Here is a 26,114-nt window from a genome sequence, read left to right as displayed (position 1 = left end):
TATCAGTCTGAGTCACAAGCACCCACACGAATTGCTTGATTCGATTGTTAAAGAGCGTTGGCTGAAGTCTTTCGCTTCAACCGAGGCGCGCATTCTACGCTTTCCTCAGAGTGTGTCAAGCGCTTATTTTGAAGTTTTTCAGAATTTCTCTTTCAACTTCAACCGCTTAACTCGCTGCGATCTCTCGTCAGCGGGAGGCGAATTCTACAGCGTTTCAATTCGCTGTCAACCACCTTTTTCACCACTGCCGATCTTTCGATCGAAGCACTTCCAGCACTACCTGAAACATCTAACTCATTGAATCTCAAGGAGTTTTCCGTTCCGACTACGCCGGAAGTGGGGCGAATTATAGAGAGATTAAATCGCACGTCAAGGGCTAATTTACGCTTTCGATGCAGACGTTGCTTTTCGGCCTATCAAGCGCGGAATTCGCCGGGCAACAGCAGGGATACGTAACACCAACAATGCAGCGCCAATAGCCGCATAAACACTCCACTCCTTTAGATCCGCGCGCACAATCCAGAGAAAGTGCAATAAACCCAGAGCAAGAATCACATAGACCAATTTATGCAACTTCTTCCAGCGTGCGCCCAAGCGCCGCTGACTATAGCGATTGGAAGTCAGTGCCAAAGCGAGTAGGCCGATGAACCCCAGCGCCCCAACAATGATGTAGGGCCGTTTGCTCAGTTCCACGCCCAACTGCCCCCAGTCCAATCCCAAAACGAAAACCAGATAGGACGTGATGTGCAGCACTATATAAGCGAAGCACCACAACCCAAGCTGTCGACGCGAAACGATCCACCCCGCCCATCCTGTCAGACGCTGCAACGGCGTCATGCCCAAGGTGATCAGAAGGAAGATCAACGCCCCCAGCCCCAATCGATCAACCAGGATTTTTCCAGGGTCTGGCCCCAGCGCGTTCATGGCGGCCTCGTACAGCCACCAAAGTGGCCAAATACAGCCCAGGACAAAGATGCCGAGTCGAAACAGTGGGTAGCGCATCAATAGTTTTTCCGCAGATCGAGCCCACTGTACAGACCCGCCACTTCCTCGGCGTAACCGTTGAACATCTGCGTAGGTCGCACATTGGGACTGAACAATCCACTCGGCAAACGTCGCTCTCGCGCCTGAGTCCAGCGCGGGTGGTCGACCTCGGGATTGACGTTGGCATAGAAGCCATACTCTTCGGGCGCAATTGCTTGCCACGTTGTATGCGGCTGTTGCTCCACAAGGCTGATGCGCACAATGGACTTGATGCTCTTGAAGCCGTATTTCCACGGCACCACCAAGCGCAGCGGCGCACCATTCTGATTGGGCAGCTCTCGCCCATACATTCCCACTGCCAGAATTGCCAACGGATTCATCGCCTCATCCATACGCAAGCCTTCTATATAAGGCCAGTCGATCAGGGCAAAGTTGGAGCGCTGTCCAGGCATGCTTTTGGGATCCTGCAGCGTTTCAAACCGAATGAAGCGCGCCTTGGACGTTGGCTCCACCTGCTTGAGCAACGCCGAAAGTGGAAAACCGAGCCAAGGTATGACCATCGACCAGGCTTCAACGCAGCGCAAACGATAGATTCGCTCCTCGAGCTGGTAGGGCTTCATGAAGTCTTCCAGGGCGTATCGCCCAGGCTTACCTACTTCACCATCGACGACCACGGTCCAAGGCTCGGTTTTCAGGCTGCTGGCATTCGCAGCAGGGTCACCTTTATCCGTACCGAACTCGTAGAAGTTGTTGTAGTGAGTCGAGTCCTTGAATGGGGTAATGGCCTCCCCCGGCGCAGTGACGGCTTGCCATTGCGTTGCGGCAAGCTTTTCGTTGAACCAGCCGGGCGCCCTGCCCGCCTCGACGTCAGCGTATCGCGACATTTGCGCAGCTCCCGCCCAGCGCGGCAACGCAGTTACTGCCAGGGCAGCCAGCGACCCACCCAGCATGGCGCGGCGTGATACATAAAGAGATTCGGGAGTGACATCCGCCTCTTTGCAAGCAGATGCTTTGGACAGTTTGATAAGCATGAAGGCTCCGTAGAACTGGAGGACTGATGCACCAGTAGACTACGGAGCCCGAGCGAAATTACATCACTCGATGTTTTTCCGGCGACGAATACGCAGCAAGTACTGCACCGGCCCGGACGCCGCATAGCCAAGGAACACCAGCAGCAGAATGCGCGGTGGATCACTGAAGACTACAGCGAACACCAACACCACCGCCAGGATCGCTACGAACGGTACACGCCCCTTGAGATCCAGCTCCTTGAAGCTGTTGTACTTAATGTTGCTAACCATCAGCATGCCTGCCGCCGCAACCAGCAGTGCCACCAGGAACGACAACTTGGAGCCCTGAATACCGTAGTCGCTGAAAGCCCAGACAGTACCCGCAACCACGCCGGCTGCTGCCGGACTGGCCAGACCGATAAAGTAGCGTTTGTCGGCCTTGCCCACTTGGGTATTGAAGCGAGCCAGTCGAAGCGCCGCGCCCGCAACATAAATGAAGGCAACCATCCAGCCGACCTTGCCCATGTCGCCCAGCGCCCAGCCGAATGCCAGTAGCGCCGGAGCAACACCGAACGCGACCATGTCCGACAGCGAGTCGTACTCGGCGCCAAAGGCACTTTGGGTATTGGTCATACGGGCAACGCGACCATCAAGGCCGTCGAGCACCATGGCAACAAAGATTGCGATAGCGGCAAACGCAAAATACTTGCTCGCTTCGCGTGGGTCACCAGCACTCAGGGCAGCCTGGGCACTCATGGAGTTGATGATGGAGTAAAAACCGGCGAACAGGTTCGCGGTGGTGAACAGGTTGGGCAGTAGATAGATGCCGCGATGCCGAACCTTGCGTCCTTCGGCGTCATGCCCTTCTTCAACATGCTCATCGATCGGTAGCAGGCTTTCGGCGTCAGAGGCCTTGTTCGGCTCTTCGGGACGTTCGCTCATGGACATTACCTTGCAACGGTGTGGAAAGTTTCGACAGATGTCTGCGACGAGGGTTCGACAGCAGACGATGAAGCTTTATACCAGAAGCTGACCGTCTAAACGAAAAAACGCGGCCGAAGCCGCGTTTTCATCGCATCAGTACAAGATTAGTTCTTGGCCTTGTCGACGATTTTGTTAGCACCGATCCAAGGCATCATCGAGCGCAGTTGCTCGCCGATGACTTCGATGCCGTGAGCGGCGTTGTTACGGCGCTTGGCGGTCATCGATGGGTAGCCAGTAGCACCTTCGCTGATGAACATCTTGGCGTATTCGCCGTCCTGGATGCGCTTCAGAGCGTTGCGCATGGCCTGGCGGGATTCGGCGTTGATAACTTCAGGGCCGGTGACGTACTCGCCGTATTCGGCGTTGTTGGAGATCGAGTAGTTCATGTTGGCGATACCGCCTTCGTACATGAGGTCAACGATCAACTTCAGTTCGTGCAAGCACTCGAAGTAGGCCATTTCTGGCGCGTAGCCAGCTTCAACCAGCGTTTCGAAACCGGCTTTGACCAGCTCAACGGTACCGCCGCACAGTACGGCTTGTTCGCCGAACAGGTCGGTTTCAGTCTCGTCCTTGAAGGTGGTTTCGATGATGCCGGTACGACCGCCACCAACACCGGCAGCGTACGACAGCGCTACGTTCTTGGCGTTGCCCGAAGCATCCTGATAGATAGCGATCAGGTCAGGAATACCGCCACCTTTGACGAACTCGGAACGTACGGTGTGACCTGGCGCTTTTGGCGCGATCATGATCACGTCCAGGTCAGCACGCGGCACAACCTGGTTGTAGTGGATGGCGAAACCGTGGGAGAAGGCCAGGATGGCGCCCTTCTTGATGTTCGGCTCGACTTCGTTCTTGTACAGCTGGGATTGGAACTCGTCCGGGGTCAGAATCATGACCAGGTCGGCACCGGCAACAGCAGTTGCAACGTCAGCAACTTTCAGACCGTGGGCTTCGGCCTTGGCAACGGTAGCAGAGCCTTTACGCAGACCGACAGTGACATCCACACCGGAGTCTTTCAGGTTGCACGCTTGCGCGTGGCCTTGGGAGCCGTAACCGATGATGGCAACTTTTTTGCCCTGGATGATCGAAAGGTCGCAGTCTTTATCGTAATAAACTTTCATGAAATACCCCTGTTATCTCGGCCCGATAAGGCCATAGCTAATTTTTTGATTTAGATGCTGAGCACTTTGTCGCCACGGGCAATGCCGGTGACGCCACTGCGCACTGTTTCGAGAATGGACGCGGTACCGATGGCCTGAATGAAGCTGTCAAGCTTGTCGCTGGCGCCAGTCAACTGCACGGTGTAGACGCTGCTGCTGACATCGACGATCTGCCCACGATAGATATCGGTGGTGCGCTTGATCTCGGCGCGCTGTGCGCCCGTGGCCTTGATCTTTACCAGCATCAGTTCACGTTCGATGTGCGCGCTTTCCGAGAGGTCGACCAGCTTGACGACTTCAACCAGCTTGTTCAGGTTTTTGGTGATCTGCTCGATCACCTCATCATGACCGACTGTGGTCAACGTCAGACGCGACAAGGTCGGATCTTCGGTAGGCGCTACAGTCAGGCTTTCGATGTTGTAGTTACGCTGCGAGAACAGACCAACGACGCGAGACAGGGCACCGGGTTCGTTTTCCAACAGCAGGGAAATAATGTGCCGCATGATTAGGTACGCTCCGTCTTGCTCAGCCACATGTCGCGCATAGAGCCGTCTTTGATCTGCATCGGGTAGACGTGTTCGCTGTTGTCGACCTGGATGTCGATAAACACCAGGCGGTCTTTCATGGCGAACGCTTCTTCGAGCTTGGGCTTGAGATCCTTCAGGCTGGTGATGCGAATGCCCACGTGACCATAGGCTTCAGCCAGCTTGACGAAGTCAGGCAGCGATTCCATATAGGAGTGCGAGTGACGGCTGTTGTAGGCCATGTCCTGCCACTGGCGGACCATGCCCAAGACACCGTTGTTCAGGTTGACGATTTTTACCGGCAGGTCGTACTGCAGGCAGGTCGACAGCTCCTGAATGTTCATCTGGATACTGCCCTCACCGGTCACACAGGCAACGTCCTGATCCGGGAAGTTCAGCTTGATACCCATGGCCGCCGGGAAACCGAAGCCCATGGTGCCCAGGCCACCGGAGTTGATCCAGCGATTGGGTTTGTTGAAGCGGTAGTACTGCGCCGCGAACATCTGGTGCTGACCAACGTCCGAGGTAACGAAGGCATCGCCTTTGGTCACTTCACACAGGGTCTCGATTACAGTCTGCGGCTTGATGACATTACCGTCGCCCTTTTCATAAGGGAACATGTCGCGGTCACCACGCCACTCTTCGATCTGCTTCCACCAGGCATCCATGGCAGCTTTTTCTGGCTGTTCGCCAATTTCGCGCAAGATGGCGACCATTTCGGTCAGCACGCTATCGACCGGACCCACAATCGGCACGTCGGCCTTGATGGTCTTGGAGATCGACGCCGGGTCGATATCGATGTGGATAACCTTGGCGTTCGGGCAGAACTTGGCCGGGCCGTTGACGACGCGGTCGTCAAAGCGTGCACCCACCGCGAAAATCACATCGGCGTGGTGCATGGCCAGGTTCGCGGTGTAGCTGCCGTGCATACCCAGCATGCCGAGGAACTGGCGATCGGTACCCGGATAGCCACCCAGGCCCATCAAGGTATTGGTAACCGGCAGATTGAGCATTTGCGCGACTTCAGTCAGGGCAGCGGAGCCACCACCGAGAATCACGCCACCGCCGGCGTAAACCACTGGGCGCTTAGCAGCCAACAACATTTCCGCTGCCTTGCGGATTTGCCCCGAGTGACCGCGAACGGCTGGGCTGTAGGAGCGCAGCTTGACCTTTTTCGGGTAAACGTACTCGAACTTTTCTGCCGGATTGGTCATGTCTTTCGGGATATCGACGACCACCGGGCCTGGACGACCCGACTGGGCGAGATAAAACGCCTTTTTCATGATCTCCGGGATTTCCGAAGCATGCTTGATCATGAAACTGTGTTTCACGATCGGCCGGGAAATACCGATCATGTCGGTTTCCTGGAAGGCGTCGGTACCGACCATAGTGCTAGGCACCTGACCGGACAGAATGACCATCGGAATGGAGTCCATGTACGCGGTGGCAATACCGGTAATGGCATTGGTCGCGCCTGGGCCGGAAGTTACCAGTACCACGCCGGCCTTGCCGGTGGCACGGGCATAGCCGTCCGCCATATGGGTTGCTGCCTGCTCGTGACGAACCAGGATGTGATTCACTTCCGGCTCTTTGAACAGGGCATCGTAAACATGCAGGAGAGCACCACCAGGGTACCCATAGATGTGCTTAACGCCTTCGTCACGCAAAAAGCGGACGACCATCTCAGCGCCAGATAAAAGCTCCACGTTGTTCACCTCTAAAACGCCAGAATACCGCCCACGGTGGACGGGTCTTAATAGGTTTACTGCCAAGCAGAGCATGAGCGACGGAATCGCCGACTACGTCAGCACTGACTGAGCAAGTATTGGGAGCGCCCCAGAGTGTTGCGGGGTTTTCCCACCCAGCGCGAGGTAACGCGTTGCGGGGTGTAACAGGTCGGCGCGGGTGTGCGCCTCATGATCTGCTTAGCGGGTCTGCTTCTGGCAGTCCCTCTACAGCGGAATCTGGATTCTTATTTTTCGGCGCTCGCAAGTCAAGAAAAATTATTGCCAATTTTTAGCGAGGACTAATCACAGCCACCACTAATACAGGCAAGCGCAGCAGAAAAGCAAAGAATACAAACAAAAAGAGCCACAATCTGTGGCTCCAAGGGGGAAAAGAGGGAAATTCAGGCAGATGGACTGATCAATTGGTCAAACTCTGCTAGCAGCCTGCGTAGCTCGCGGCTTTCGTCCGGGCGATCGATATAAACCGTTTCAGCCATGACCAGAATGCCGGACGCACTGGGTAGCGCCAGGCCCTGCTCGAGGATTTCTTTCATTTTCGGCAGGAAAATCCATTGCAGCCACTGATCGAAGTTCATGCTATCGACGGCAAAAGGCACAGTGCTGGCCAACGCCTGAGCGCTAGGGGATACGTCGCTCCACCAGCCCTGATTGCGCAGTTCGTGTTCGATCAGCAGCAGGTGATCGGCAATATCGAGGATGCGCGGGTCCATTACAGATTCACCTGGGCTTTCTGCCGTGCCAATGCTGCACCGGCCGAATCCCCCTGTTTTTCACGCGCCTGCGCAATAATTCCCCAAAGCCCTGCTTGCAGGTCCGGGCGACCATTGGCGTAAGTCAGCGCCCTACGGGCCAATTGCTCGGACTGGGCAGCGTCTCCCTGCGCCAATCGCACCTGGGCCAGACGGTAAAGCACTTGCGGCTCGCGCGGGGCAATACGCTGGGCACGCTCAAGGCTCGAGGATGCACCATTGTAGTCACCACTACCCTGCTGTTGCTGGGCGGTGGTAAGCAGCGCTAGGACAGGGCCGTCAAGCTGCTCGTCAGCCGACAAGCCGCCGCTGGCAGCTGCGCTGCGCGGAATGCCGCTAGGAGCGCTGGGCGCCGTAGTGCTGGGCATAACATAGCTACCGGCATTGGTCGAACCGCTGTCGAAAGGTGCCGAGCTGCTTGGCCCCGGCGTGATCGGGCCGGTGCTGATCGAGGCCGGCGCTGTAGAGGCCGGGAATGTTTGAATCGGCGCTGCGCCAGCACCTTGCGGAACCATGACAGTAACGCCGGAATCCTGCGGCACGGCCTGGGCCTGGCGAGAGCCAGCATTGACCGGAGCGCCACGGTTAGCCGTGACCCGCTCGCTGTTGGAGACGCGCGTGCTCGAATCGACCACGGGAATTGAGCCGCGCTGTACGCTGGCACAACCGTTGAGCAAAGCCAGTGCCGTCAAGGCAGGAAACAACCACTTGTTCACTTCACACCCTCTTTGCCTAGTGCTTAATTCATCCAGCCTTTAACCCAGTCCATTACAGACTCGGCGGGGTCCTGCGTGCCGCCACAAGGGGCGCCAGCAGGCGGCTCACTGCCGCGAATATACGGCATCTGTACTGCGCCCGGGCAACTGCTGTCAGAGCCCTGCCCGGTATGTGGATCGATCCAGGCTTGCACCACGTTGTCAGGCAGCGGCATGTCCAGCGGCAAGGGGTCGGCCTTGCGCATGAAGCTGGTCCAGACCTGCAGTGCACCCGTGGCACCGGTGAACGGCGTCTTGCCATTGTCATCACGGCCAAGCCAGACCACCGCCAGCAGATCCTGGCTGAAACCTGCAAACCAGCTGTCACGTGAATCGTTACTGGTACCGGTCTTGCCCGCCAGATTCAGCGAACTTGGCAACACACTGTAGACCGACCGCCCGGTACCTTCGCGCATGACCCGCTGCATGGCGTTCTGGACCAGGTAGATGGCCCCCGGATCGAAGGTCTGCTGGATCTGGAACGGATAGCGCTTGAGCGGCTCGCCTTCGGCGGTCAGTACACTGCGAATGCCGCGCATCGGTGTATTGAAGCCACCGTTGGCAAGGGTCTGGTACATGGTTGCGACCTGCATTGGCGACATACCACCAGCGCCCAACATCATCGATGGATACGCCGGCCAATCGACATTTACACCCAGGCGCCCAATGGTTTTGAGCACATTGGGCACGCCCAGTTCCAGGCCGAGCTTGGCCGTCGACAAGTTGTAGGAGTTAGCCAGGCCCTGGTACAGATAAATGGTGCCATGAGAGCGCCGATCGTAGTTCTGCGGCCGCCACACCTGACCATCTGCGCCTTTCACCGAGAACGGCTCATCTTGAACCCAACTGGTAAGCGTGTACTTGCTCGGTTTTTCCAGGGCCGTCAGGTAAACCGCAGGTTTGACCAGCGAGCCGATCGGCCGCACGGCGTCAATGGCCCGGTTGAATCCGGCAAAACCTGCCTGGCGACTACCGATCAACGCCTGCACCTCACCGGTTTCAGGGTTGGTCACAACCATCGCGGCTTCGACCTCGTCGGCACCTTTGCGACCCGCCAGGCGCTTGAAGGTATCAGCCATGGCCGATTCGGACTTCATCTGCAGGATAGGGTCGAAACTGGTGAAGATGCGCAGGCCTTCTTCAGTCAAGTCTTCGTCTCGATAGTCCTGGCGCAACTGGCGCTTGACCAGATCGAGGAAACCCGGGAACGAACTGTCGGCCAGGCTTCCACGCTTGGTCACACCCAGTGGCATTTTCTTCGCAGCAGCGACGGCTTCAGGCGTGGCTACGCCCTGCTCGGCCAACAGATCCAGTACCAGGTTACGCCGTACCGTTGCACGCTCCGGGTAACGGCGCGGGTTGTAGTAGGAAGGCCCCTTGACCATGCCCACCAGCAACGCCACCTGATGCAACTTCAATTCGGACAGCGGCTGGCTGAAGAAGAACTGACTGGCCAAGCCGAAACCATGCACTGCCCGCTGACCATCCTGGCCGACGAACACCTCGTTGAGGTAGGCCTCGAGGATTTCGCGCTTGTCGTAGTGCAGCTCGAGCAGCAGGGCCATCATGGCCTCGGTAAGCTTGCGGCTCAGGCTGCGTTCGTTGGTCAGGTAAAAGTTCTTCACCAACTGTTGCGTGAGGGTACTGCCACCCTGGCGCATCGCACCTGACGAAGTGTTGACCCAGACCGCACGAGCGATCGACTTCGGCGATACGCCGAAGTGGCTATAGAAGTCGCGGTCTTCAACGGCAACCAGGGTTTCCAGAAGATACGGCGGCACCTGATCGAGCTTGATCAAGATGCGGTCTTCCAGGTTCTTGGGATACAGACCACCGATCATCAGCGGCTCTAGCCGAACCACGTCGAGCTTTGAGCCATTGATCGAGCTTAGCCCGGCAACATAGTCGCCAGAGAAACGCACACGCACCGCTTGAGCCTGTTCCATGCCTTCATAGAACTGGAAACCACGGGTGTTGAGGTCGACGGTGTTGCCATTGACCGCAGCAGCGCCTGGACCATTTGCCACGCTTTCGCGGCGATAGCCCAGGGCATCGAGTTCGATGAGAAAGTCGCTCTTGCTCAGCTTCTGTCCGACGAACAGCTCCAATGGCCGTGCGTAAACCTTGGCCGGGATGGTCCAGCGCTTGCCGGAGAACTTCTCCTGGACCACTGCATCGAGGTAAATCGCAACGCCGGCCAGCACCACGAGACCGACCAGGCTGAGCTTGATGGCCCAGCCCAGCCAGGCGCGGGAGCGGCCAGACGGACGTTTTTTCGGGGTACGGGGGGATCGGGTTCGAGTCATGGCGGCGGATTATACGCACTTTATTGATCATCGACAGACGCCCTCCGGCGGTTTGCACCAGCCTCGCTAGCCGCCATAATGGCCCACTCGAAATCACCAAGACCCAGAAGGATCGCCCGTGAGCCAAGCTTTGATCACCGCGCTACAGAACCCCGCCCTGTTCCCTCACCCGGTGAGAGAGTTCCAGCTCATCGAGACGCATATCTCCTGGGTGCTGCTGACTGGCGACTATGCCTACAAGATCAAGAAGCCAATGAACTTCGGCTTCCTCGATTTCACCGAGCTGTCCCAGCGCGCGCACTTTTGTGCCGAGGAGTTGCGCCTCAACCAGCGCCTGACCGAAGGTTTGTATCTGGACGTGTTGCCGATCTGCGGAAGTGCCGAGGCACCGCAACTGGGCGGCGAAGGCGAACCGATCGAGTACGCCCTGAAGATGCGCCAGTTCCCTCAGGAGCAGATGCTCAGCACTCTGCAAGCCAATGGTGAACTGACCGCCGCACACATCGACCAGATGGCCCGGCAGATCGCCGAGTTCCACCTGAACGCCCCCAAGGTTGCAGTGGAGCATCCGCTGGGCACGCCAGACAGCGTGATGATGCCGGTGGAACAGAACTTCGAGCAGATCCGGCCATTCCTGAGCGACAAGGCCGATCTGCTTCAACTCGACGCACTGCAAGCCTGGGCACAGGACAGCTTCAAGCGCCTGCACGGCCTGCTCGAAGCGCGCAAGGCTGAAGGGTTTATCCGCGAGTGTCACGGTGATATTCACTTGGGCAACGCCACCCTGATCGACGGCAAGGTGGTGATCTTCGACTGCATCGAGTTCAACGAGCCCTTCCGCCTGACCGATGTCTATGCCGATGCTGCTTTCCTGGCAATGGACCTGGAAGACCGTGGCCTGAAGTCACTGTCGCGCCGCTTTATCAGTCAGTATCTGGAACTGACCGGTGACTATGCCGGCCTGGAACTGCTGAACTTCTACAAAGCCTACCGTGCGCTGGTGCGGGCCAAGGTTGCCTTGTTCAGCATGCCAACCGGTGCCGATGCCGTGGCGCGCGCCACCACCCTGCGCACCTATCGCAACTACGCCAACCTGGCAGAAAGCTACAGTGCTATTCCTTCACGCTTCCTGGCTATCACCCATGGCGTTTCTGCCGTTGGCAAGAGCCACGTAGCCATGCGTCTAGTCGATGCACTGGGGGCGATTCGCCTGCGCTCGGATGTAGAGCGCAAACGCATGTACGGTGAGCAGGCTAGCGACAGTGCAGGCCAACTGAAGGCCGGCATTTACAGTGAAGACGCCAGCCAGGCCACCTACCAGCGCTTGCACCAGTTGGCCGAAACCGTGCTGCGCGCCGGCTTCCCGGTAGTCATTGACGCCACTTACCTCAAGCAGGAACAACGTCAGGCTGCGGCCCACGTGGCCAGCGAAACCGGCGTGCCATTCCTGATTATTGACTGCAACGCACCTCAGGCGGTGATCGCCAGCTGGTTGGCACAGCGCCAGGCTGACAACGACGACCCGTCCGATGCAACCCTGGACGTGGTGCAAGCCCAGCAAGCAAACCGCGACCCGCTAAGCGCCGAAGAGCTGCTGCAAAGCAAACGCGTCGAAACCAATGAAAGCGGAAGCCTCGACCTGCTGGTCGAGCAAATTCGCCAGCGCCTACCTGGGCTGTAATTCATTCGGGACGTGAAGCAGTCGACACTTCCCGCCTGAACCCAGGCGCCTCCGCAGTGATGGCACTATAGTGTCATCATAAGTCCAACAGGGAGGCGCCTTCATGAATCAGCCAAGGCAATTGGACAGCGCGCTGTATGCGCTGGTGCATGACGAACAGATCGCCAGTTTCAATCGCGAAAAACCCATGGACACCCACATCGATTTTCGCGGCGGTGATTTTCGCGGCCTCGACTTACGCGAGCTCGATACCACCGGCATCGATTTCACCGATGCCTATTTCCGCGCCGCCGATCTGCGTGGCCTGGACCTGCGAGAAAACCCGCTGGAAGGCGCAAGCCTGGCGCACGCACAAATCTCCGGTACTTATTTCCCGGTTGAGTTGAGCGCCGACGAAATTCTCATGTCGGTAAATTTCGGCACTCGCTTGCGCTACAAAACCCGCTAACGCCCCTGCTACAGCCCCCGCCAGCCAAGCGCTGGCGGGGGCGCACGGCTACCTGTCGGCCTACGGATGGCAAAACGCCGCGTATTTTCCAAGTGCCGCTACACTGCTCATTGACCCGCCAGCGATTCCTTCTGAAGACCCGTTCAGCCGTCGCAAGGAGGCTTGATGAACGATGAACTCCAGCATCTGAAAAACCTAGGCAAGACTTCTGCGCAGTGGTTGCATGCGGTCGGCATCCACAGTGCTTCGGATCTACGTCGTCTGGGTGCAGTGAATGCCTACAAGGCTGTACGTACTAGAGGCTTTAGAGCGTCGAAGGTGCTGCTCTACGCGATCGAGGGCGCCTTGCTTGGTGTGCATTGGAATGAAATTCCGGCCGACCGCAAGGAAGCCTTGAACCAGCAGCTCGATGCCAAGCCTGTTCAGAAAAATATTTGAGCATTTCGAAAGAGGACAGTTGACATCGTAATGAGAATCGTTATGATTATCACAACTGGTCGCGAGACTGGTTGGATAAGCTGAAAGCCCCTGGTTCGGACTCTCAGATTATCTCCTCATCAGGCTAATCACGGTTATTGACCCGGCACTTTGCCGGGTCTTTTTTTGCCTGGAATCAGCCAAGGCCACACGGTATAAAGCGTCCGGCACATTAAGCAAACGCGAACACTCCGATGATTGTTTGTGTTCAAGCACCACGCCGAGACTGATCCAGGTACCGCCCGTTATGCACTTTCTCTGTTTAACCGAGCAATTGAGCGAAGGTCAAAGCCGCGGCTTTACCGTCAACGGCAGCGCATTGTTTGCCGTGCGCCGCACAGGAAAGGTCTACCTGTATCGCAATCGTTGCCCGCACCGGGGAATAGCCCTGAACTGGGAGCCCGATCAGTTTCTCGACAGCAGTGGCAGCCTGGTGGCGTGCGGTCACCATGGTGCCCTGTTTCTGATCGAGTCCGGCGAATGTGTGGCCGGCCCCTGCGCTGGTGAGCACCTGGACGCCCTGGACTGCCTTGAAGACAACCAGGGCATCTGGCTTATCAAGTGAGCAAAACCGGTAATGCTCGATCGATGTAGATCTGTTCACCATCAATCCGCGTACCGTAGGCCAGCACCTCAACGCCTTCTGCTACCGCTGCACGTAATGCTTGCGTATAGGCATCATCAATTTCTTCGGCCGGCCTGACAGCCTCCACACCGCTGAGATTTACACAGTAAAGCTGTACGGCGCGAATCCCTTGTCGGGCCAACGCCGCCAGCTCGCGCAAATGCTTGGCGCCGCGCTGGGTCACGGCATCTGGAAAGGCTGCCACCGCTGAGCCGTCAAAACCGAGCGTCACACTCTTGACCTCGACATAAGCGGGCCCCTCGGCAAATTCCAGGCGAAAATCGATGCGGCTGCGTTCCTCGCCATAAGCAACTTCGCGCCTCAACCCGGTAAAGCCGGCCAGTTCACTTATAACCCCGGCACGCAGGGCCTCCTCAACCAACGCATTGGCCCGCCCGGTGTTCACACATGCCAGGCGCCCTTGCGGGGTTTCACTGATTTCCCAGGTGCCAGGCAATTTGCGCTTGGGGTCATTGGATCGGCTGAACCAGACTTGCCCCCCCTCCACCATGCAATTGAGCATTGAGCCGGTATTAGGACAGTGGATGGTGATCTGCTCACCACTGGCCAGCTCGATATCGGCCAGGAAGCGCTTATAGCGGCGCAGCAGTCGGGCAGTCTCGAGTGTTGGGGAAAATCGCATCAGCCTTGCCAGCTCCGCAATCCACGGGCTATTCGCTCTACAGCTTGCTGAAGGCGCGGCAGGCTTTGGGTGTAAGCAAAGCGAACATGATGTCCGGCTTGATAGCGACCAAAGTCCAGACCTGGCGTAAAGGCCACATGTTCTGTTTCCAGGAAGTGCTGGCAGAACGCGAAGGCATCACCCCCAAAGGCACTTATGTCGGCATACAGATAAAAGGCGCCTTGAGGCTCCACGGCAATCTTGAAGCCCAGTTCACGCAGCGCTGGCAACAGGTAGTCCCGACGGCGGGCAAATTCGCCACGGCGTTCTTCCAGAATGGCCAACGTTTGCGGCTCGAAACACGCCAGCGCGGCATGTTGGGCCATGCTCGGCGCGCTGATGTACAGGTTCTGCGCCAGCTTCTCCAGATCACCTACGGCTGCGGGCGGGGCGACCAACCAGCCGAGACGCCAGCCGGTCATCCCGAAATATTTGGAAAAGCTATTTAGGACAAAGGCATCATTGTCGACTTCCAGCACACTGGCAGCGTCCATGCCGTAGGTCAGACCGTGATAGATCTCATCGACCACCAAGTGGCCATTGTGGGCGCGGGTCGCCGCCGACAGGCCAGCAAGCTCGGTACGATCAAGCACGGTGCCGGTCGGGTTGGCTGGAGAAGCCACCAACGCGCCAACGCTGTCCTGATCCCAATAGCGCTCAACCAGGTCGGGCGTCAGTTGATAGTTGACCTCTGGCCCGACAGGCACCAACTGTGCGCCACCTTCGACCAGACGCAGAAAGTGCCGGTTGCACGGGTAACCAGGGTCCGCCAGCAACCAATGCTTGCCCGGGTCGACCAACAAGCTGCTAGCCAGCAGCAAAGCACCGGAGCCACCAGGGGTAACAAGGATTCGCTCTGGGTCGATGCTCAAACCATAACGCTGCTGGTAGAAGCCGGAAATGCCCTCACGCAAGGCCGGCAAGCCACGCGCAGCGGTATAGCGCGTATGTCCGGCAGCCAGGGCCGCCTGACCGGCCTCGACGATCGGTGCGGCAGTGGTGAAGTCCGGCTCGCCGATTTCAAGGTGGATCACGTCACGCCCGCTGGCTTGCAGTTCGTTGGCACGAGCCAGCAGGGCCATTACGTGAAAGGGTTCTATGGCGCGGCTGCGCGCACTGTAGGAGTGGGCCATCAACCTTCTCTCAAATAGGTCTAGAATAATGATTCTACCTGCGCACCGAGTCGAACGTGTGGCTAAACCTGCTGTCAACAACGAAGGCACCTGGGAGTAGCGCACCCCGATTCGATCTGGTAAGTTCGGCGGCTCGCAGTCGCAGGGCCGGCGGGCGCCGGAGATGGAGCAGCCTGCGCAATGGATTAGAAGAGTGAGAGGCGGTCTATTCATGTCCACCCAAGAAAAGCAACAAAGTAGTCAACTCGTTCGCGGCTTCGAACCCTATAAAGAAGCAAAGGGTGAGGAATACATGGGCGAACCCATGCGCCAGCATTTCACCAAGCTCCTTAAGAACTGGAAGCAGGAGCTGATGGAAGGCGTAGACAAGACTGTGGACCACATGAAAGACGAGGCAGCCAACTTCCCGGACCCGGCCGATCGCGCCAGCCAGGAAGAAGAGTTTGCCCTCGAGTTGCGTAACCGCGATCGTGAACGCAAGCTGATCAAGAAGATCGACAAAACCCTGCAACTGATCGAAGACAACGAATACGGCTGGTGTGAAAGCTGCGGTGTGGAAATCGGTATTCGCCGACTGGAAGCCCGCCCAACCGCAGACTTGTGCTACGACTGCAAGAGCCTGGCGGAAATCAAAGAGAAACAGGTCGGTAAGGCCTGATTTCACCAGAACGGGGCGCTTAAGGCGCCCCGCTTCATTCATGGCTGTATCGATTGCCTCATGAGCATGAACACTCCTCGCTACATCGGACGCTTTGCCCCCACTCCAAGCGGATTCCTGCACTTCGGCTCGCTGGTCGCTGCCCTCGCCTCCTGGCTCGATGCCCGAGCAGTCGGTGGCACCTGGCTATTGCGCATGGAAGATATCGATCCTCCCCGCGAAGCGCCCGGCGCCCAGGCAGCGATCCTGCACACCCTGGAAAGCTACGGCCTGGAATGGGACGGCCAAGTGGTTTATCAAAGCCTGCGCCACGACGCCTATGCCGAGGTGGTTGAGCGTTTGTTTCGCCAAGGTCTGGCTTATGCCTGCACCTGTTCGCGTAAACAGCTGGAAGGCTACAACGGCATATATCCAGGCTTGTGCCGCAACGCCGGCCACGGGCAGCAGGAGGCCGCGATTCGCGTGCGTGTTCCGGAGTTGATCTACCGGTTCGAAGATCGCGTCCAGGGGGCGTTCGAACAACACCTGGGGCAAGAGGTGGGTGACTTTGTCATACGCCGTCGCGACGGGCTGTATGCCTATCAACTGGCTGTCGTGCTCGATGACGCTTGGCAAGGGGTAACTGATATCGTGCGCGGCGCTGATCTGCTGGACAACACCCCGCGCCAGCTATACCTGCAGGAACTACTGGGTCTGTCGCAACCGCGTTACCTGCACGTACCGCTCATTACTCAGCCTGATGGCCACAAGCTTGGCAAAAGCTATCGCTCTGCACCACTGCCTACCGAGCAAGCCACACCGCTGATCCTGCGTGCCTTGCGCGCACTGGGCCAGCGCACCGATGCTGCGATGGAACAGGCCAAGCCAGCCGAAGTACTGGCTCACGCCGCCCGGCACTGGAACCCCGGCGCCATAGCCCGCCGCCAGAGCGTGCCGGAGGCAGACCTTCACTGACGCGTCCGTATTGTGAGTGACCCGCGATTGGGCACGCAGCGGCTGTAAAAGACCAATAAATTCAAAACTTTGGCTAAAACGCTCGAGGCCGTTTGCAGGCGCCAGCCCATCCGTTACCATCGGCTCAGCCATTTGCGCCAATAATAAGTCCAGCCCAAGCGCGCCCTAACCTTTGAGGCCAGCATGTATATCTATCGTTTGGTCCTGCTTCTGGTCGTGGGGATCTATCTGTTCTCCCCGGCCATCATGGACTGGTGGATCGAGCCAACCGGTGCCTGGTATCGCCCTTACCTGCTCTGGCTGATCCTGATCGTCGTGACCTTTATCCTGCAGAGCCAACGTGATGCCGATGAGCTTTAGTCTGACCCAGATGATCCTGATCAGCGCCGCGTACCTGTTGGTGCTGTTCGGCGTAGCGTGGGTCAGTGAACGCGGCATGATCCCGCGCTCAATCATTCGCCACCCCCTGACCTATACGCTGTCGCTGGGTGTCTATGCCAGTGCCTGGGCGTTTTATGGATCGGTGGGCCTCGCCTACCAGTACGGTTACGGTTTTCTCGCCTGCTACCTAGGCGTTTCTGGCGCCTTTCTGCTTGCGCCAGTATTGCTTTATCCCATTCTCAAGATCACCCGCACTTATCAGCTGTCGTCACTGGCTGATCTGATTGCCTTCCGCTTTCGCAGCACTTGGGCGGGGGCTCTGACCACGATTTTCATGTTGATTGGCGTGCTGCCTTTGTTGGCGTTGCAGATCCAGGCAGTAGCCGACTCCATCAGTATTCTTACCGGTGAGCCGGTCAAGGCCCGGGTGGCCATGGCTTTCTGCGCCTTGATCACCCTGTTCACCATCTTTTTTGGTTCTCGCCACATTGCCACGCGGGAAAAACACGAAGGCCTGGTTTTTGCCATTGCCTTCGAGTCGGTGATTAAACTCCTGGCGCTGGGCGGCATTGGCCTGTATGCGCTGTACGGGGTGTTTGGTGGTCCGCACCAGCTGGAAGTCTGGCTGCTGCAAAACCAGACCGCCCTGGCTGCTCTGCATACGCCGCTGCAAGAAGGTCCTTGGCGAACCCTACTGCTGGTGTTCTTCGCCTCGGCAATCGTTATGCCGCACATGTACCACATGGCCTTTACCGAGAACCTCAATCCTCGCTCGCTGGTCAGCGCCAGCTGGGGGCTGCCGCTATTTCTGCTGCTGATGAGTCTGGCTGTACCGCTGATCCTCTGGGCCGGTTTGAAGATGGGCGCCAGCACCAGCCCGGAATACTTCACCTTGGGTCTGGGTATTGCGGCCAACAACCAAGCGCTAGCGTTACTTGCCTATATCGGCGGGCTATCGGCCTCGAGTGGTTTAATCATCGTTACCACGCTGGCACTCTCGGGTATGGCCCTGAACCACTTGGTACTGCCACTGTACCAACCACCGGCCGAGGGCAACATCTATCGCTGGCTGAAGTGGACCCGCCGCGCACTGATCGTCGCCATCATCGCCGCAGGCTTCGGGTTCTACCTGACGTTGGGCAGCCAGCAAGACCTCGCCAACCTCGGTATCGTTGCCTTCGTCGCCACACTGCAGTTCTTGCCCGGCGTGCTGTCGGTACTTTACTGGCCGACCGCCAACCGCCGGGGCTTCATTGCCGGTTTGCTCGCCGGGATTCTGGTGTGGATGGTAACCATGCTGTTGCCGCTGGTGGGCAATCTGCAAGGTTTCTACATTCCGCTGCTGAACATGATCTATGTGCTCGACGACACCAGTTGGCACATGGCAGCTATTGCCTCGCTGGCAGCCAACGTGTTGCTGTTCACCCTGATTTCACTGTTCACCAACGCCAGCAGCGAAGAAGTCAGCGCTGCCGAGGCGTGCGCTGTGGATAACGTGCGGCGTCCGCAACGGCGTGAACTGCACGCCGCGTCCCCGCAGGAATTTGCCACCCAACTGGCCAAGCCTCTGGGTGCAAAGGCTGCGCAGAAGGAAGTGGAACAGGCGTTACGCGATCTTTACCTGCCATTCGACGAGCGCCGCCCCTACGCCTTGCGCCGTCTGCGCGATCGTATTGAAGCCAACCTCTCGGGCTTGATGGGGCCGAGCGTGGCCCAGGACATGGTCGAGACCTTTCTGCCCTACAAGTCCGGTAACGAAAACTATGTTACCGAAGACATTCACTTCATCGAAAGCCGACTGGAAGACTATCACTCGCGCCTGACCGGTCTTGCAGCCGAGCTCGACGCCCTGCGCCGCTACCATCGCCAAACATTGCAGGAACTGCCGATGGGCGTCTGCTCGCTGGCCAAGGATCAGGAGATCCTGATGTGGAACAAGGCCATGGAAGAGCTCACTGGCATTCCCGCCAAGCGTGTGGTGGGCTCGCGCCTGGCCACAATCGGTGAGCCCTGGCGTGGATTGTTGCTGGGTTTCACCAATATTCCCGATGAGCACTTGCACAAACAACGGCTGGGCCTGGATGGCCAGACCCGCTGGCTTAACCTGCACAAAGCGGCCATTGATGAACCTTTGGCGCCAGGTAACAGCGGCCTGGTGGTGCTGGTGGAAGACCTCACTGAAACCCAGGCCCTGGAAGACAAGCTGGTGCACTCGGAACGACTGGCCAGCATCGGTCGCCTGGCCGCCGGGGTGGCCCACGAAATTGGCAATCCGGTTACCGGAATCGCGTGCCTGGCGCAGAACCTGCGCGAAGAGCGCGAGGATGACGGCGAAATCACCGAATTGAGCAGCCAGATTCTTGAGCAAACCAAACGCATTTCACGCATCGTCCAATCGTTGATGAGTTTTGCCCATGCTGGCAGCCATCAACAAAGCGACGAGCCGGTGTGCCTGGCTGAAGTGGCCCAGGATGCCATTGGCTTGCTGGCCTTGAACCGGCGCAATTTCGAAGTGCAGTTCTTCAACCTGTGCGACCCCGAGCACTGGGTCGATGGCGACCCGCAACGCTTGGCCCAGGTCCTGATCAACTTGCTGTCCAACGCTCGCGACGCTTCACCGCCCGGCAGCGCCGTGCGCGTTAAGAGCGAAGCGAGCGAGCATACCGTTGACCTGATCGTCGAGGACGAAGGCAGCGGCATTCCGAAAAACATCATGGATCGTCTGTTCGAACCCTTCTTCACTACCAAGGACCCGGGCGAAGGTACCGGACTGGGGCTTGCTCTGGTCTATTCCATCGTGGAAGAGCATTATGGACAAATCACCATCGACAGCCCGGCCGATACCCAAAGCCAGCGTGGCACCCGGATCCGAGTGACCCTGCCACGTCATGTCGTAGCGACGTCCGCTGTGAACTGAGACCGTCGAGAGAATTGAATCAATGCCGCACATTCTGATCGTCGAAGACGAAACCATTATCCGCTCGGCCTTGCGCCGATTGTTGGAGCGCAACCAGTACCAGGTCAGCGAGGCCGGATCTGTGCAGGAAGCCCAGGAGCGCTTCAGCATTGCCACCTTCGACCTGATTGTCAGTGACCTGCGCCTGCCGGGTGCACCTGGTACCGAACTGATCAAGCTTGGCCAAGGTACACCGGTGCTGATCATGACCAGCTACGCCAGCCTGCGCTCTGCCGTCGATTCGATGAAGATGGGCGCAGTGGACTACATCGCCAAGCCTTTCGATCATGACGAAATGCTCCAGGCAGTAGCGCGTATCCTGCGGGACCGCCAGAACGCACCCGCCGCTGCCGTCGAAGCGCGTGCCAATGGCAAGCCTGCTACCGCGGACAAAGGCAGTAGCAACGCCGCCAATGGCGAGATCGGCATTATCGGTTCCTGCCCTCCCATGCAGGATCTGTACAGCAAGATCCGCAAGGTCGCACCTACAGACTCGAATGTGCTGATCCAGGGCGAGTCGGGCACCGGCAAGGAGTTGGTTGCGCGCGCCTTGCACAACCTCTCGCGGCGCGCCAAGGCGCCGATGATTTCGGTGAACTGCGCTGCCATTCCGGAAACCCTGATCGAGTCGGAACTGTTCGGCCACGAAAAAGGTGCCTTTACCGGTGCCAGTGCCGGACGTGCCGGCCTGGTCGAAGCAGCCGACGGCGGCACACTGTTCCTCGACGAGATTGGCGAGCTGCCACTTGAGGCACAGGCTCGTCTGCTACGCGTTCTGCAAGAAGGCGAGATTCGTCGGGTAGGTTCGGTGCAGTCGCAAAAGGTTGACGTGCGCCTCATTGCAGCAACCCACCGTGATTTGAAGAGCCTGGCCAAGATCGGCCAGTTCCGTGAAGACCTTTACTACCGCCTGCACGTAATCGCTCTCAAGCTGCCCGCCCTGCGTGAGCGCGGCGCCGACGTCAACGAAATCGCCAATGCTTTCCTCGCCCGCCAAAGTGCGCGCGTGGGCCGTACTGACTTGCGCTTCGGTCACGATGCCGAGCAGGCCATTCGTCACTATTCCTGGCCGGGTAACGTCCGCGAGCTGGAAAACGCCGTCGAGCGGGCGGTGATTCTCTGCGAGAGCCCGGAAATTTCCGCAGACCTGCTGGGCATCGATATCGAACTGAGCGATCTGGAAGACGACGATCCGTTCGCGCTGCCAGGAAACGGCAGCACGCCAAGCAGTACAAGTCATGAGCCCACCGAAGACCTGTCTCTGGAAGACTACTTCCAGCACTTCGTACTCGAGCATCAAGACCACATGACCGAAACCGAGCTGGCACGCAAACTGGGCGTCAGCCGCAAGTGTTTGTGGGAACGCCGGCAGCGCCTGGGTATCCCGCGGCGCAAGAGCGGAGCAACCAGCGACAGCTGATCCCTTTCAGCTGTCACCGAGGCGCAAGGCGGTAACACAGGCAAATGTGAAAAAACTGTTACCTTGACTCAATCTCGTAACAAAAGCCGGGGCTAAAGGTAACGAAGCCCCGGCTTTTTTTTGCCTGCTCGCTACCCCCAAAACCCTCTAACCCCTTGTTTTACTAGGCTTTGCAAAAGTTGGCACGGCACCTGCTATATGTTTGGTACAAGAACAATAACAAGCACTGCAAAATACAATAAAAATAAGACGAATCGGCTCACGCACAATAAGAACAAGACGGCGGAGGCGCAGCTAACTGATTCTTTTGGAGAGGAGTTGTTTTTGGGGCTTGCCCCACAACCAGGCAGAGAACAATAAAAACTGCACTCAAGCAGGGCCTGAACTGGTTGGATCACATGATCATTACAACGTCAGCGACCAAAGCAATCCGTTTGCTCTTGAATCCCGGTTAGGGAGATCGTCCACAAGCTTTGCGTTTTGTGGATAGGGCGCTCAACAAAAACAAAAAGCCCGGCAAAAAAATAATAAGAGCACGCAACTACTTCTTGGGGAGCTTCGGCTCCCCTTGTAGTTTCTCCCCCTCGCAACACCCCTATTTGCTACCGCCTACACCATCCCCCGAGTAAATGCTAGAATCCCCGCCCATCATGCGGCCATTCTTCGTTTTTGGCCGAACATTCCTTCAAACAGTGCATCCCATGCTGAAGAAGCTGTTCCAGTCGTTCCGTCCTCCCGTACGTGGTCCGCACCACAAGCGCACCACGCCTGAAGTGATCAATAGCGGTCAACACTCGCTGCAACGTGGCCAATTCAGTCGTCATGCGGTGAGCATCGTCGAGCGCCTGCAAAATGCTGGCTACCAGGCCTATCTGGTCGGCGGCTGCGTGCGCGACCAACTCCTGGGGATCACCCCCAAGGACTTCGATGTCGCTACCAGCGCCACCCCCGAGCAAGTTCGCGCAGAGTTTCGCAACGCGCGCATCATCGGTCGTCGATTCAAGCTGGTTCACATCCATTTCGGTCGCGAAATCATCGAGGTTGCCACCTTCCGCGCCAACCATCCGGACAGCGAAGCAGAAGACACCCATACCTCGTCGCGTAACGAGAGCGGGCGAATTTTGCGTGACAACGTCTATGGCACCCTGGAAGAAGACGCACAACGTCGCGACTTCACCATCAACGCCTTGTATTACGATCCGGTCAGCGAGCGCATTCTGGACTACGCCAACGGCGTACACGATATCCGCAACCGTCTGATCCGCCTGATCGGTGATCCTACCCAGCGTTACCAGGAAGACCCGGTACGGATGCTGCGCGCCGTGCGTTTCGCCGCCAAGCTCAATTTCGGCATCGAGAAACACACCGTACAGCCGATCCGCGACCTGGCGCCGATGCTGCGCGAAATTCCGGCAGCCCGGCTGTTTGAGGAAACACTCAAGTTGTTCCTCTCCGGATACGCCGCCGACACCTTTGAAATGCTGGTCGACCTGCATTTGTTCGATCCTCTGTTCCCTGCCAGCGCCGAAGCACTGGAAGAGAATCCAACCTACACCCACACCCTGATCAGCCAGGCGTTGGTGAACACCGACCTGCGCATCAAGCAGGGCAAACCGGTGACGCCAGCCTTCCTGTTCGCCGCCCTGCTGTGGCCCGCCTTGCCAGGTCGCGCCTTGCGCCTGCAAAGCCGTGGCATGCCGCCTATTCCGGCAATGAATGAAGCGGCGCACGAGCTGATCAGCGAGCAATGTCAGCGTATCGCGATTCCCAAACGTTTCACCTTGCCGATTCGCGAGATCTGGGACATGCAAGAGCGCCTGCCACGTCGTAGCGGCAAGCGCGCCGACCTGCTGCTCGATAACCCTCGCTTTCGTGCCGGTTATGACTTCCTGCTATTGCGCGAAAGCGCAGGCGAAGAAACCGATGGCCTCGGTCAATGGTGGACCGACTATCAAGACTGCAATGACAGCGAGCGGCGCGACATGATCCGTGACCTGGGCAGCCGTGATGAAGGCGCCGGTGCAGCCCCGCGCAAACGCAAGCGCAGCCCGAGCAAGCGCAAGCGTGTAGATGGCGGCGCAGGCGAATAAGCATGGAGCGCGTTTACATCGGCCTGGGTAGCAACCTGGACGAGCCCCTGGAGCAACTGCGCAGCGCTATCAACGCGCTGCGCGAGCTACCGGGCTCATCAGTGGCAGCTGTTTCTGCTTTCTATAGCAGCGAATCGCTGTCACCCGGCCAGCCACGCTACACCAATGCCGTAGCAGCCCTGGACAGCTCCATGGCGCCGCTGGAGCTGCTCGACGGGCTGCAGGCCATCGAAGCCGCCCAAGGCCGCGAACGCAAGGAGCGCTGGGGTCCGCGCACCCTGGACCTGGATATCTTGTTGTATGGCGATCAAATGATCGATATCCCGCGCCTCAAGGTTCCGCATTACCACATGCACGCACGACCATTCGTTCTCTACCCATTGGCAGAATTGGTCCCATCCGACTTCGTCCTGGCTGATCAGCGCAGCCTCGAGCAGTTGCTGGCAGATTGCCCGTTCGTCGGCCTGGAACGCTTGTAACCGGGCGTCCCCCCACAGGGTAACGCCCGTAACAGTGCATTCGTAACAATGCGGTAACAGGGTAATTGACTTAAGCCCCCTCCCTCACGACTATAGGCGTCCAATGGCGCGTGCGCGCCACAAAAAGGCGTATATAGGCCTGGAACAGGTCGTAACCCAAACACCACGATCGATGATGTGCTGTTCCAGAAGATGAATACACGCGTTGTACGCAGTCGTTTTTCACAGCGCCTGAATGAGGATTCCTTTTCATGCCAGATGTAACCCTGACCACCCTGCAGAGCCTCAAGGCCAAGGGTGAGAAAATAGCCATGCTGACCTGCTATGACGCGACCTTTGCCCAGGCCGCCAGCCGTGCCGGCGTGGACATATTGCTGGTGGGTGATTCGCTGGGCATGGTCCTGCAGGGTCATGACAGCACGTTGCCCGTGACCAACGCCGAGATGGCCTACCACACTGCCTGTGTAAAACGCGGCAATGAAGGCGCCTTGATTCTCGCTGACCTGCCCTTCATGGCCTGCGCCACCACCGAACAGGCGTTCGCCAACAGCGGCGCGCTGATGCAGGCAGGCGCCCATATGGTCAAGGTCGAGGGCGCAGCCTGGCTGGCGGAAACCATCCGCCTGCTGGCTGAACGCGGTGTGCCGGTTTGCGCCCACATGGGCCTGACCCCACAGACCGTCAATATCCTCGGTGGCTACAAGGTGCAGGGCCGCCAGGAAAACCAGGCGCGGCAAATGCGTGCCGACGCTATCGCGCTCGAACAAGCCGGTGCGGCAATGCTGCTGCTCGAATGTGTACCAAGCGAGTTGGCGGCTGAAATCACCCAGGCGGTCAGCATTCCTGTCATTGGCATCGGCGCCGGCAGCGCGACTGACGGGCAAGTACTGGTTTTGCATGACATGCTCGGTTTGTCGCTGACAGGTCGTGTACCGAAATTCGTGAAGAACTTCATGGCCGGCCAGAGCGATATCCAAAGTGCGCTCAGCGCCTATGTAGCAGCCGTCAAGGACGTCAGCTTCCCAGGCAGCGAACACGGGTTCAGTGCATGAATACAGTCAAGACCGTCCGGGAATTGCGTGCCGCCGTGGCGCGTGCGCGCAGCGAGGGTAAGCGCATCGGTTTCGTGCCGACCATGGGCAACCTGCACAGCGGGCATGCCGCGTTGGTGACCAAGGCGGCGCAGCGCGTCGATTTCGTCGTGGCGAGCATATTCGTCAACCCGTTGCAGTTCGGTCCCAGCGAAGACCTGGACAAATACCCGCGAACCCTCGCCGCCGACCAGGAGAAGCTGCTCCAGGCCGGTTGCCACTTGCTGTTCGCTCCCACTGTCGAGGAAATGTACCCCGATGGCATGAACGGCCAGACCCGCGTCAGCGTCCCACAACTCTCCGAAGGGCTATGCGGCGCCAGCCGCCCTGGCCACTTTGAAGGGGTGGCAACGGTGGTTTGCAAGCTATTCAATATGGTCCAGCCCGATCTGGCAGTGTTCGGCCAGAAGGACTTCCAGCAACTGGCGGTCATTCGCGCGCTGGTGCGTGACCTGAATATGCCGATCCAGATCATTGGCGAGCCTACCGTGCGCGCCGACGACGGCCTGGCATTGTCGTCACGCAATGGCTATCTGAACGAAACACAGCGTGAAACTGCGCCTGCGATTTATCGCCTGCTCAGTGAGATGGCCAAGGCTATCCAGCAAGGTCAACGTGATTACCCTGCTTTGATTGCCCAGGGCCAGGCGCATCTTGCGCAAGCCGGCTTTCGCCCGGACTACCTGGAAATCCGCCAGGCATTGACCCTGCACCCGGCCACAGTTGAAGACCGTGATCTGGTGATCCTGGTTGCCGCTGCTCTTGGCGCAACCCGCCTGATCGACAACCTGCATCTGAATCTCGACGCCGAGTAGCAAT

The 26,114-nt window shown here is 58.2% G+C and carries 24 protein-coding genes and 1 pseudogene; 14 read left to right on the top strand and 11 right to left on the bottom strand.

Going from position 1 to position 26,114, the window contains the following annotated elements; all coding sequences use genetic code 11:
• A pseudogene (locus H8F21_RS11915) lies at nucleotides 1-301 on the top strand (hypothetical protein); the annotation flags it as partial.
• 80 nt (nucleotides 302-381) lie between these two features.
• Here the strand turns inward: H8F21_RS11915 and msrQ are convergent.
• The 9 genes from msrQ to mrcB all read right to left on the bottom strand — a co-directional run bounded on the left by msrQ (nucleotide 382) and on the right by mrcB (nucleotide 10,220).
• Nucleotides 382-1,002 carry a protein-methionine-sulfoxide reductase heme-binding subunit MsrQ gene (gene msrQ, locus H8F21_RS11910; protein ID WP_203543988.1) on the bottom strand — a complete coding sequence of 207 codons (621 nt, stop codon included), beginning with the start codon at nucleotides 1,000-1,002 and terminating at the stop codon, nucleotides 382-384.
• A complete protein-coding gene (msrP, locus tag H8F21_RS11905) occupies nucleotides 1,002-2,015 on the bottom strand; it encodes a protein-methionine-sulfoxide reductase catalytic subunit MsrP (RefSeq protein ID WP_203482696.1) in 1,014 nt (337 codons plus the stop codon). Before msrP ends, msrQ begins: the two co-directional genes overlap by 1 nt.
• A 63-nt stretch (nucleotides 2,016-2,078) precedes the next feature.
• Complete coding sequence (gene pssA / locus H8F21_RS11900; RefSeq protein ID WP_133216259.1) at nucleotides 2,079-2,936, bottom strand: CDP-diacylglycerol--serine O-phosphatidyltransferase; 858 nt, start codon at nucleotides 2,934-2,936, stop codon at nucleotides 2,079-2,081.
• Between the two features lie 146 nt (nucleotides 2,937-3,082).
• Nucleotides 3,083-4,099, bottom strand: a complete 1,017-nt coding sequence (gene ilvC, locus H8F21_RS11895; RefSeq protein WP_203482697.1) for a ketol-acid reductoisomerase — start codon at nucleotides 4,097-4,099, stop codon at nucleotides 3,083-3,085.
• A 50-nt stretch (nucleotides 4,100-4,149) separates the two neighbouring features.
• The gene (ilvN, locus tag H8F21_RS11890; protein ID WP_010223016.1) at nucleotides 4,150-4,641 is read right to left on the bottom strand and encodes an acetolactate synthase small subunit; all 492 of its coding nucleotides are present in this window, start codon (nucleotides 4,639-4,641) and stop codon (nucleotides 4,150-4,152) included.
• 2 nt (nucleotides 4,642-4,643) lie between these two features.
• Nucleotides 4,644-6,368 carry an acetolactate synthase 3 large subunit gene (locus H8F21_RS11885; protein WP_136474471.1) on the bottom strand — a complete coding sequence of 575 codons (1,725 nt, stop codon included), beginning with the start codon at nucleotides 6,366-6,368 and terminating at the stop codon, nucleotides 4,644-4,646.
• A 422-nt stretch (nucleotides 6,369-6,790) separates the two neighbouring features.
• On the bottom strand, nucleotides 6,791-7,120 hold the full coding sequence (locus H8F21_RS11880) for a YqcC family protein (RefSeq protein ID WP_203584398.1): 330 nt from the start codon (nucleotides 7,118-7,120) through the stop codon (nucleotides 6,791-6,793).
• Nucleotides 7,120-7,875: a tetratricopeptide repeat protein gene (locus H8F21_RS11875; protein ID WP_203543989.1), complete on the bottom strand. Its 756-nt coding sequence runs from the start codon at nucleotides 7,873-7,875 to the stop codon at nucleotides 7,120-7,122. The genes H8F21_RS11880 and H8F21_RS11875 overlap by 1 nt, the downstream gene beginning before the upstream one ends.
• 23 nt (nucleotides 7,876-7,898) lie before the next feature.
• Nucleotides 7,899-10,220 carry a penicillin-binding protein 1B gene (gene mrcB, locus H8F21_RS11870; protein WP_203482700.1) on the bottom strand — a complete coding sequence of 774 codons (2,322 nt, stop codon included), beginning with the start codon at nucleotides 10,218-10,220 and terminating at the stop codon, nucleotides 7,899-7,901.
• Between the two features lie 118 nt (nucleotides 10,221-10,338).
• Between mrcB and H8F21_RS11865 the strand changes: the two genes are divergently transcribed.
• From H8F21_RS11865 to H8F21_RS11850, 4 genes are all read left to right on the top strand, one after another.
• Nucleotides 10,339-11,901, top strand: coding sequence for a bifunctional aminoglycoside phosphotransferase/ATP-binding protein (locus tag H8F21_RS11865; protein WP_203482701.1), 1,563 nt, complete (start codon nucleotides 10,339-10,341; stop codon nucleotides 11,899-11,901).
• Between the two features lie 103 nt (nucleotides 11,902-12,004).
• Complete coding sequence (locus tag H8F21_RS11860; RefSeq protein ID WP_203482702.1) at nucleotides 12,005-12,349, top strand: pentapeptide repeat-containing protein; 345 nt, start codon at nucleotides 12,005-12,007, stop codon at nucleotides 12,347-12,349.
• Nucleotides 12,350-12,514: 165 nt separating this feature from the next.
• Nucleotides 12,515-12,787 (top strand): TfoX/Sxy family protein, encoded by a 273-nt coding sequence (locus H8F21_RS11855; RefSeq protein ID WP_203482703.1) that lies wholly within the window; start codon nucleotides 12,515-12,517, stop codon nucleotides 12,785-12,787.
• 286 nt (nucleotides 12,788-13,073) lie between these two features.
• Nucleotides 13,074-13,391, top strand: coding sequence for a Rieske (2Fe-2S) protein (locus H8F21_RS11850; protein WP_203482704.1), 318 nt, complete (start codon nucleotides 13,074-13,076; stop codon nucleotides 13,389-13,391).
• Here the strand turns inward: H8F21_RS11850 and sfsA are convergent.
• Together sfsA and H8F21_RS11840 are read right to left on the bottom strand one after the other, a co-directional pair.
• Nucleotides 13,384-14,094, bottom strand: a complete 711-nt coding sequence (gene sfsA, locus H8F21_RS11845) for a DNA/RNA nuclease SfsA (protein ID WP_203584397.1) — start codon at nucleotides 14,092-14,094, stop codon at nucleotides 13,384-13,386. The genes H8F21_RS11850 and sfsA overlap by 8 nt on opposite strands.
• Nucleotides 14,094-15,266 carry a pyridoxal phosphate-dependent aminotransferase gene (locus tag H8F21_RS11840; protein ID WP_203584396.1) on the bottom strand — a complete coding sequence of 391 codons (1,173 nt, stop codon included), beginning with the start codon at nucleotides 15,264-15,266 and terminating at the stop codon, nucleotides 14,094-14,096. Before H8F21_RS11840 ends, sfsA begins: the two co-directional genes overlap by 1 nt.
• Nucleotides 15,267-15,477: 211 nt before the next feature.
• Between H8F21_RS11840 and dksA the strand changes: the two genes are divergently transcribed.
• The 9 genes from dksA (at nucleotide 15,478) to panC (ending at nucleotide 26,110) form a co-directional block, all read left to right on the top strand.
• Nucleotides 15,478-15,924 (top strand): RNA polymerase-binding protein DksA, encoded by a 447-nt coding sequence (gene dksA, locus H8F21_RS11835; RefSeq protein WP_203482707.1) that lies wholly within the window; start codon nucleotides 15,478-15,480, stop codon nucleotides 15,922-15,924.
• Nucleotides 15,925-15,990: 66 nt separating this feature from the next.
• A complete protein-coding gene (gene gluQRS, locus H8F21_RS11830; RefSeq protein WP_203584402.1) occupies nucleotides 15,991-16,878 on the top strand; it encodes a tRNA glutamyl-Q(34) synthetase GluQRS in 888 nt (295 codons plus the stop codon).
• Nucleotides 16,879-17,061: 183 nt separating this feature from the next.
• Nucleotides 17,062-17,238: a hypothetical protein gene (locus H8F21_RS11825; RefSeq protein WP_003250005.1), complete on the top strand. Its 177-nt coding sequence runs from the start codon at nucleotides 17,062-17,064 to the stop codon at nucleotides 17,236-17,238.
• Nucleotides 17,222-20,176, top strand: coding sequence for a sensor histidine kinase (locus H8F21_RS11820; RefSeq protein ID WP_203584395.1), 2,955 nt, complete (start codon nucleotides 17,222-17,224; stop codon nucleotides 20,174-20,176). The genes H8F21_RS11825 and H8F21_RS11820 overlap by 17 nt, the downstream gene beginning before the upstream one ends.
• A 22-nt stretch (nucleotides 20,177-20,198) precedes the next feature.
• Nucleotides 20,199-21,635 carry a sigma-54-dependent transcriptional regulator gene (locus H8F21_RS11815; protein WP_203482709.1) on the top strand — a complete coding sequence of 479 codons (1,437 nt, stop codon included), beginning with the start codon at nucleotides 20,199-20,201 and terminating at the stop codon, nucleotides 21,633-21,635.
• Nucleotides 21,636-22,336: 701 nt separating this feature from the next.
• A complete protein-coding gene (locus H8F21_RS11810) occupies nucleotides 22,337-23,725 on the top strand; it encodes a polynucleotide adenylyltransferase PcnB (RefSeq protein ID WP_203482710.1) in 1,389 nt (462 codons plus the stop codon).
• 2 nt (nucleotides 23,726-23,727) lie between these two features.
• Nucleotides 23,728-24,204: a 2-amino-4-hydroxy-6-hydroxymethyldihydropteridine diphosphokinase gene (gene folK, locus H8F21_RS11805; RefSeq protein ID WP_203584394.1), complete on the top strand. Its 477-nt coding sequence runs from the start codon at nucleotides 23,728-23,730 to the stop codon at nucleotides 24,202-24,204.
• 251 nt (nucleotides 24,205-24,455) lie between these two features.
• Nucleotides 24,456-25,256 carry a 3-methyl-2-oxobutanoate hydroxymethyltransferase gene (gene panB, locus H8F21_RS11800; protein WP_203543995.1) on the top strand — a complete coding sequence of 267 codons (801 nt, stop codon included), beginning with the start codon at nucleotides 24,456-24,458 and terminating at the stop codon, nucleotides 25,254-25,256.
• Nucleotides 25,253-26,110 (top strand): pantoate--beta-alanine ligase, encoded by an 858-nt coding sequence (panC, locus tag H8F21_RS11795; protein ID WP_203482713.1) that lies wholly within the window; start codon nucleotides 25,253-25,255, stop codon nucleotides 26,108-26,110. The genes panB and panC overlap by 4 nt, the downstream gene beginning before the upstream one ends.
• Nucleotides 26,111-26,114: the final 4 nt, after the last annotated feature.

The sequence above is a fragment of the Pseudomonas arcuscaelestis genome (assembly GCF_016881005.1).
GTDB classification, from domain to species: Bacteria; Pseudomonadota; Gammaproteobacteria; order Pseudomonadales; family Pseudomonadaceae; genus Aquipseudomonas; species Aquipseudomonas arcuscaelestis.
Note: the sequence above shows the minus strand (reverse complement) of the source record. Positions and strands in the feature narration are given on the sequence as shown.

Bases quoted from the DNA above. Each gene is read 5' to 3' on its own strand.
- msrQ (WP_203543988.1), bottom strand. From the start codon at position 1,002: ATGCGCTACCCACTGTTTCGACTCGGCATCTTTGTCCTGGGCTGTATT.
- msrP (WP_203482696.1), bottom strand. From the start codon at position 2,015: ATGCTTATCAAACTGTCCAAAGCATCTGCTTGCAAAGAGGCGGATGTC.
- pssA (WP_133216259.1), bottom strand. From the start codon at position 2,936: ATGAGCGAACGTCCCGAAGAGCCGAACAAGGCCTCTGACGCCGAAAGC.
- ilvC (WP_203482697.1), bottom strand. From the start codon at position 4,099: ATGAAAGTTTATTACGATAAAGACTGCGACCTTTCGATCATCCAGGGC.
- ilvN (WP_010223016.1), bottom strand. From the start codon at position 4,641: ATGCGGCACATTATTTCCCTGCTGTTGGAAAACGAACCCGGTGCCCTG.
- H8F21_RS11880 (WP_203584398.1), bottom strand. From the start codon at position 7,120: ATGGACCCGCGCATCCTCGATATTGCCGATCACCTGCTGCTGATCGAA.
- mrcB (WP_203482700.1), bottom strand. From the start codon at position 10,220: ATGACTCGAACCCGATCCCCCCGTACCCCGAAAAAACGTCCGTCTGGC.
- H8F21_RS11860 (WP_203482702.1), top strand. From the start codon at position 12,005: ATGAATCAGCCAAGGCAATTGGACAGCGCGCTGTATGCGCTGGTGCAT.
- H8F21_RS11855 (WP_203482703.1), top strand. From the start codon at position 12,515: ATGAACGATGAACTCCAGCATCTGAAAAACCTAGGCAAGACTTCTGCG.
- H8F21_RS11850 (WP_203482704.1), top strand. From the start codon at position 13,074: ATGCACTTTCTCTGTTTAACCGAGCAATTGAGCGAAGGTCAAAGCCGC.
- sfsA (WP_203584397.1), bottom strand. From the start codon at position 14,094: ATGCGATTTTCCCCAACACTCGAGACTGCCCGACTGCTGCGCCGCTAT.
- H8F21_RS11840 (WP_203584396.1), bottom strand. From the start codon at position 15,266: ATGGCCCACTCCTACAGTGCGCGCAGCCGCGCCATAGAACCCTTTCAC.
- dksA (WP_203482707.1), top strand. From the start codon at position 15,478: ATGTCCACCCAAGAAAAGCAACAAAGTAGTCAACTCGTTCGCGGCTTC.
- gluQRS (WP_203584402.1), top strand. From the start codon at position 15,991: ATGAACACTCCTCGCTACATCGGACGCTTTGCCCCCACTCCAAGCGGA.
- H8F21_RS11825 (WP_003250005.1), top strand. From the start codon at position 17,062: ATGTATATCTATCGTTTGGTCCTGCTTCTGGTCGTGGGGATCTATCTG.
- H8F21_RS11820 (WP_203584395.1), top strand. From the start codon at position 17,222: ATGCCGATGAGCTTTAGTCTGACCCAGATGATCCTGATCAGCGCCGCG.
- H8F21_RS11815 (WP_203482709.1), top strand. From the start codon at position 20,199: ATGCCGCACATTCTGATCGTCGAAGACGAAACCATTATCCGCTCGGCC.
- H8F21_RS11810 (WP_203482710.1), top strand. From the start codon at position 22,337: ATGCTGAAGAAGCTGTTCCAGTCGTTCCGTCCTCCCGTACGTGGTCCG.
- folK (WP_203584394.1), top strand. From the start codon at position 23,728: ATGGAGCGCGTTTACATCGGCCTGGGTAGCAACCTGGACGAGCCCCTG.
- panB (WP_203543995.1), top strand. From the start codon at position 24,456: ATGCCAGATGTAACCCTGACCACCCTGCAGAGCCTCAAGGCCAAGGGT.
- panC (WP_203482713.1), top strand. From the start codon at position 25,253: ATGAATACAGTCAAGACCGTCCGGGAATTGCGTGCCGCCGTGGCGCGT.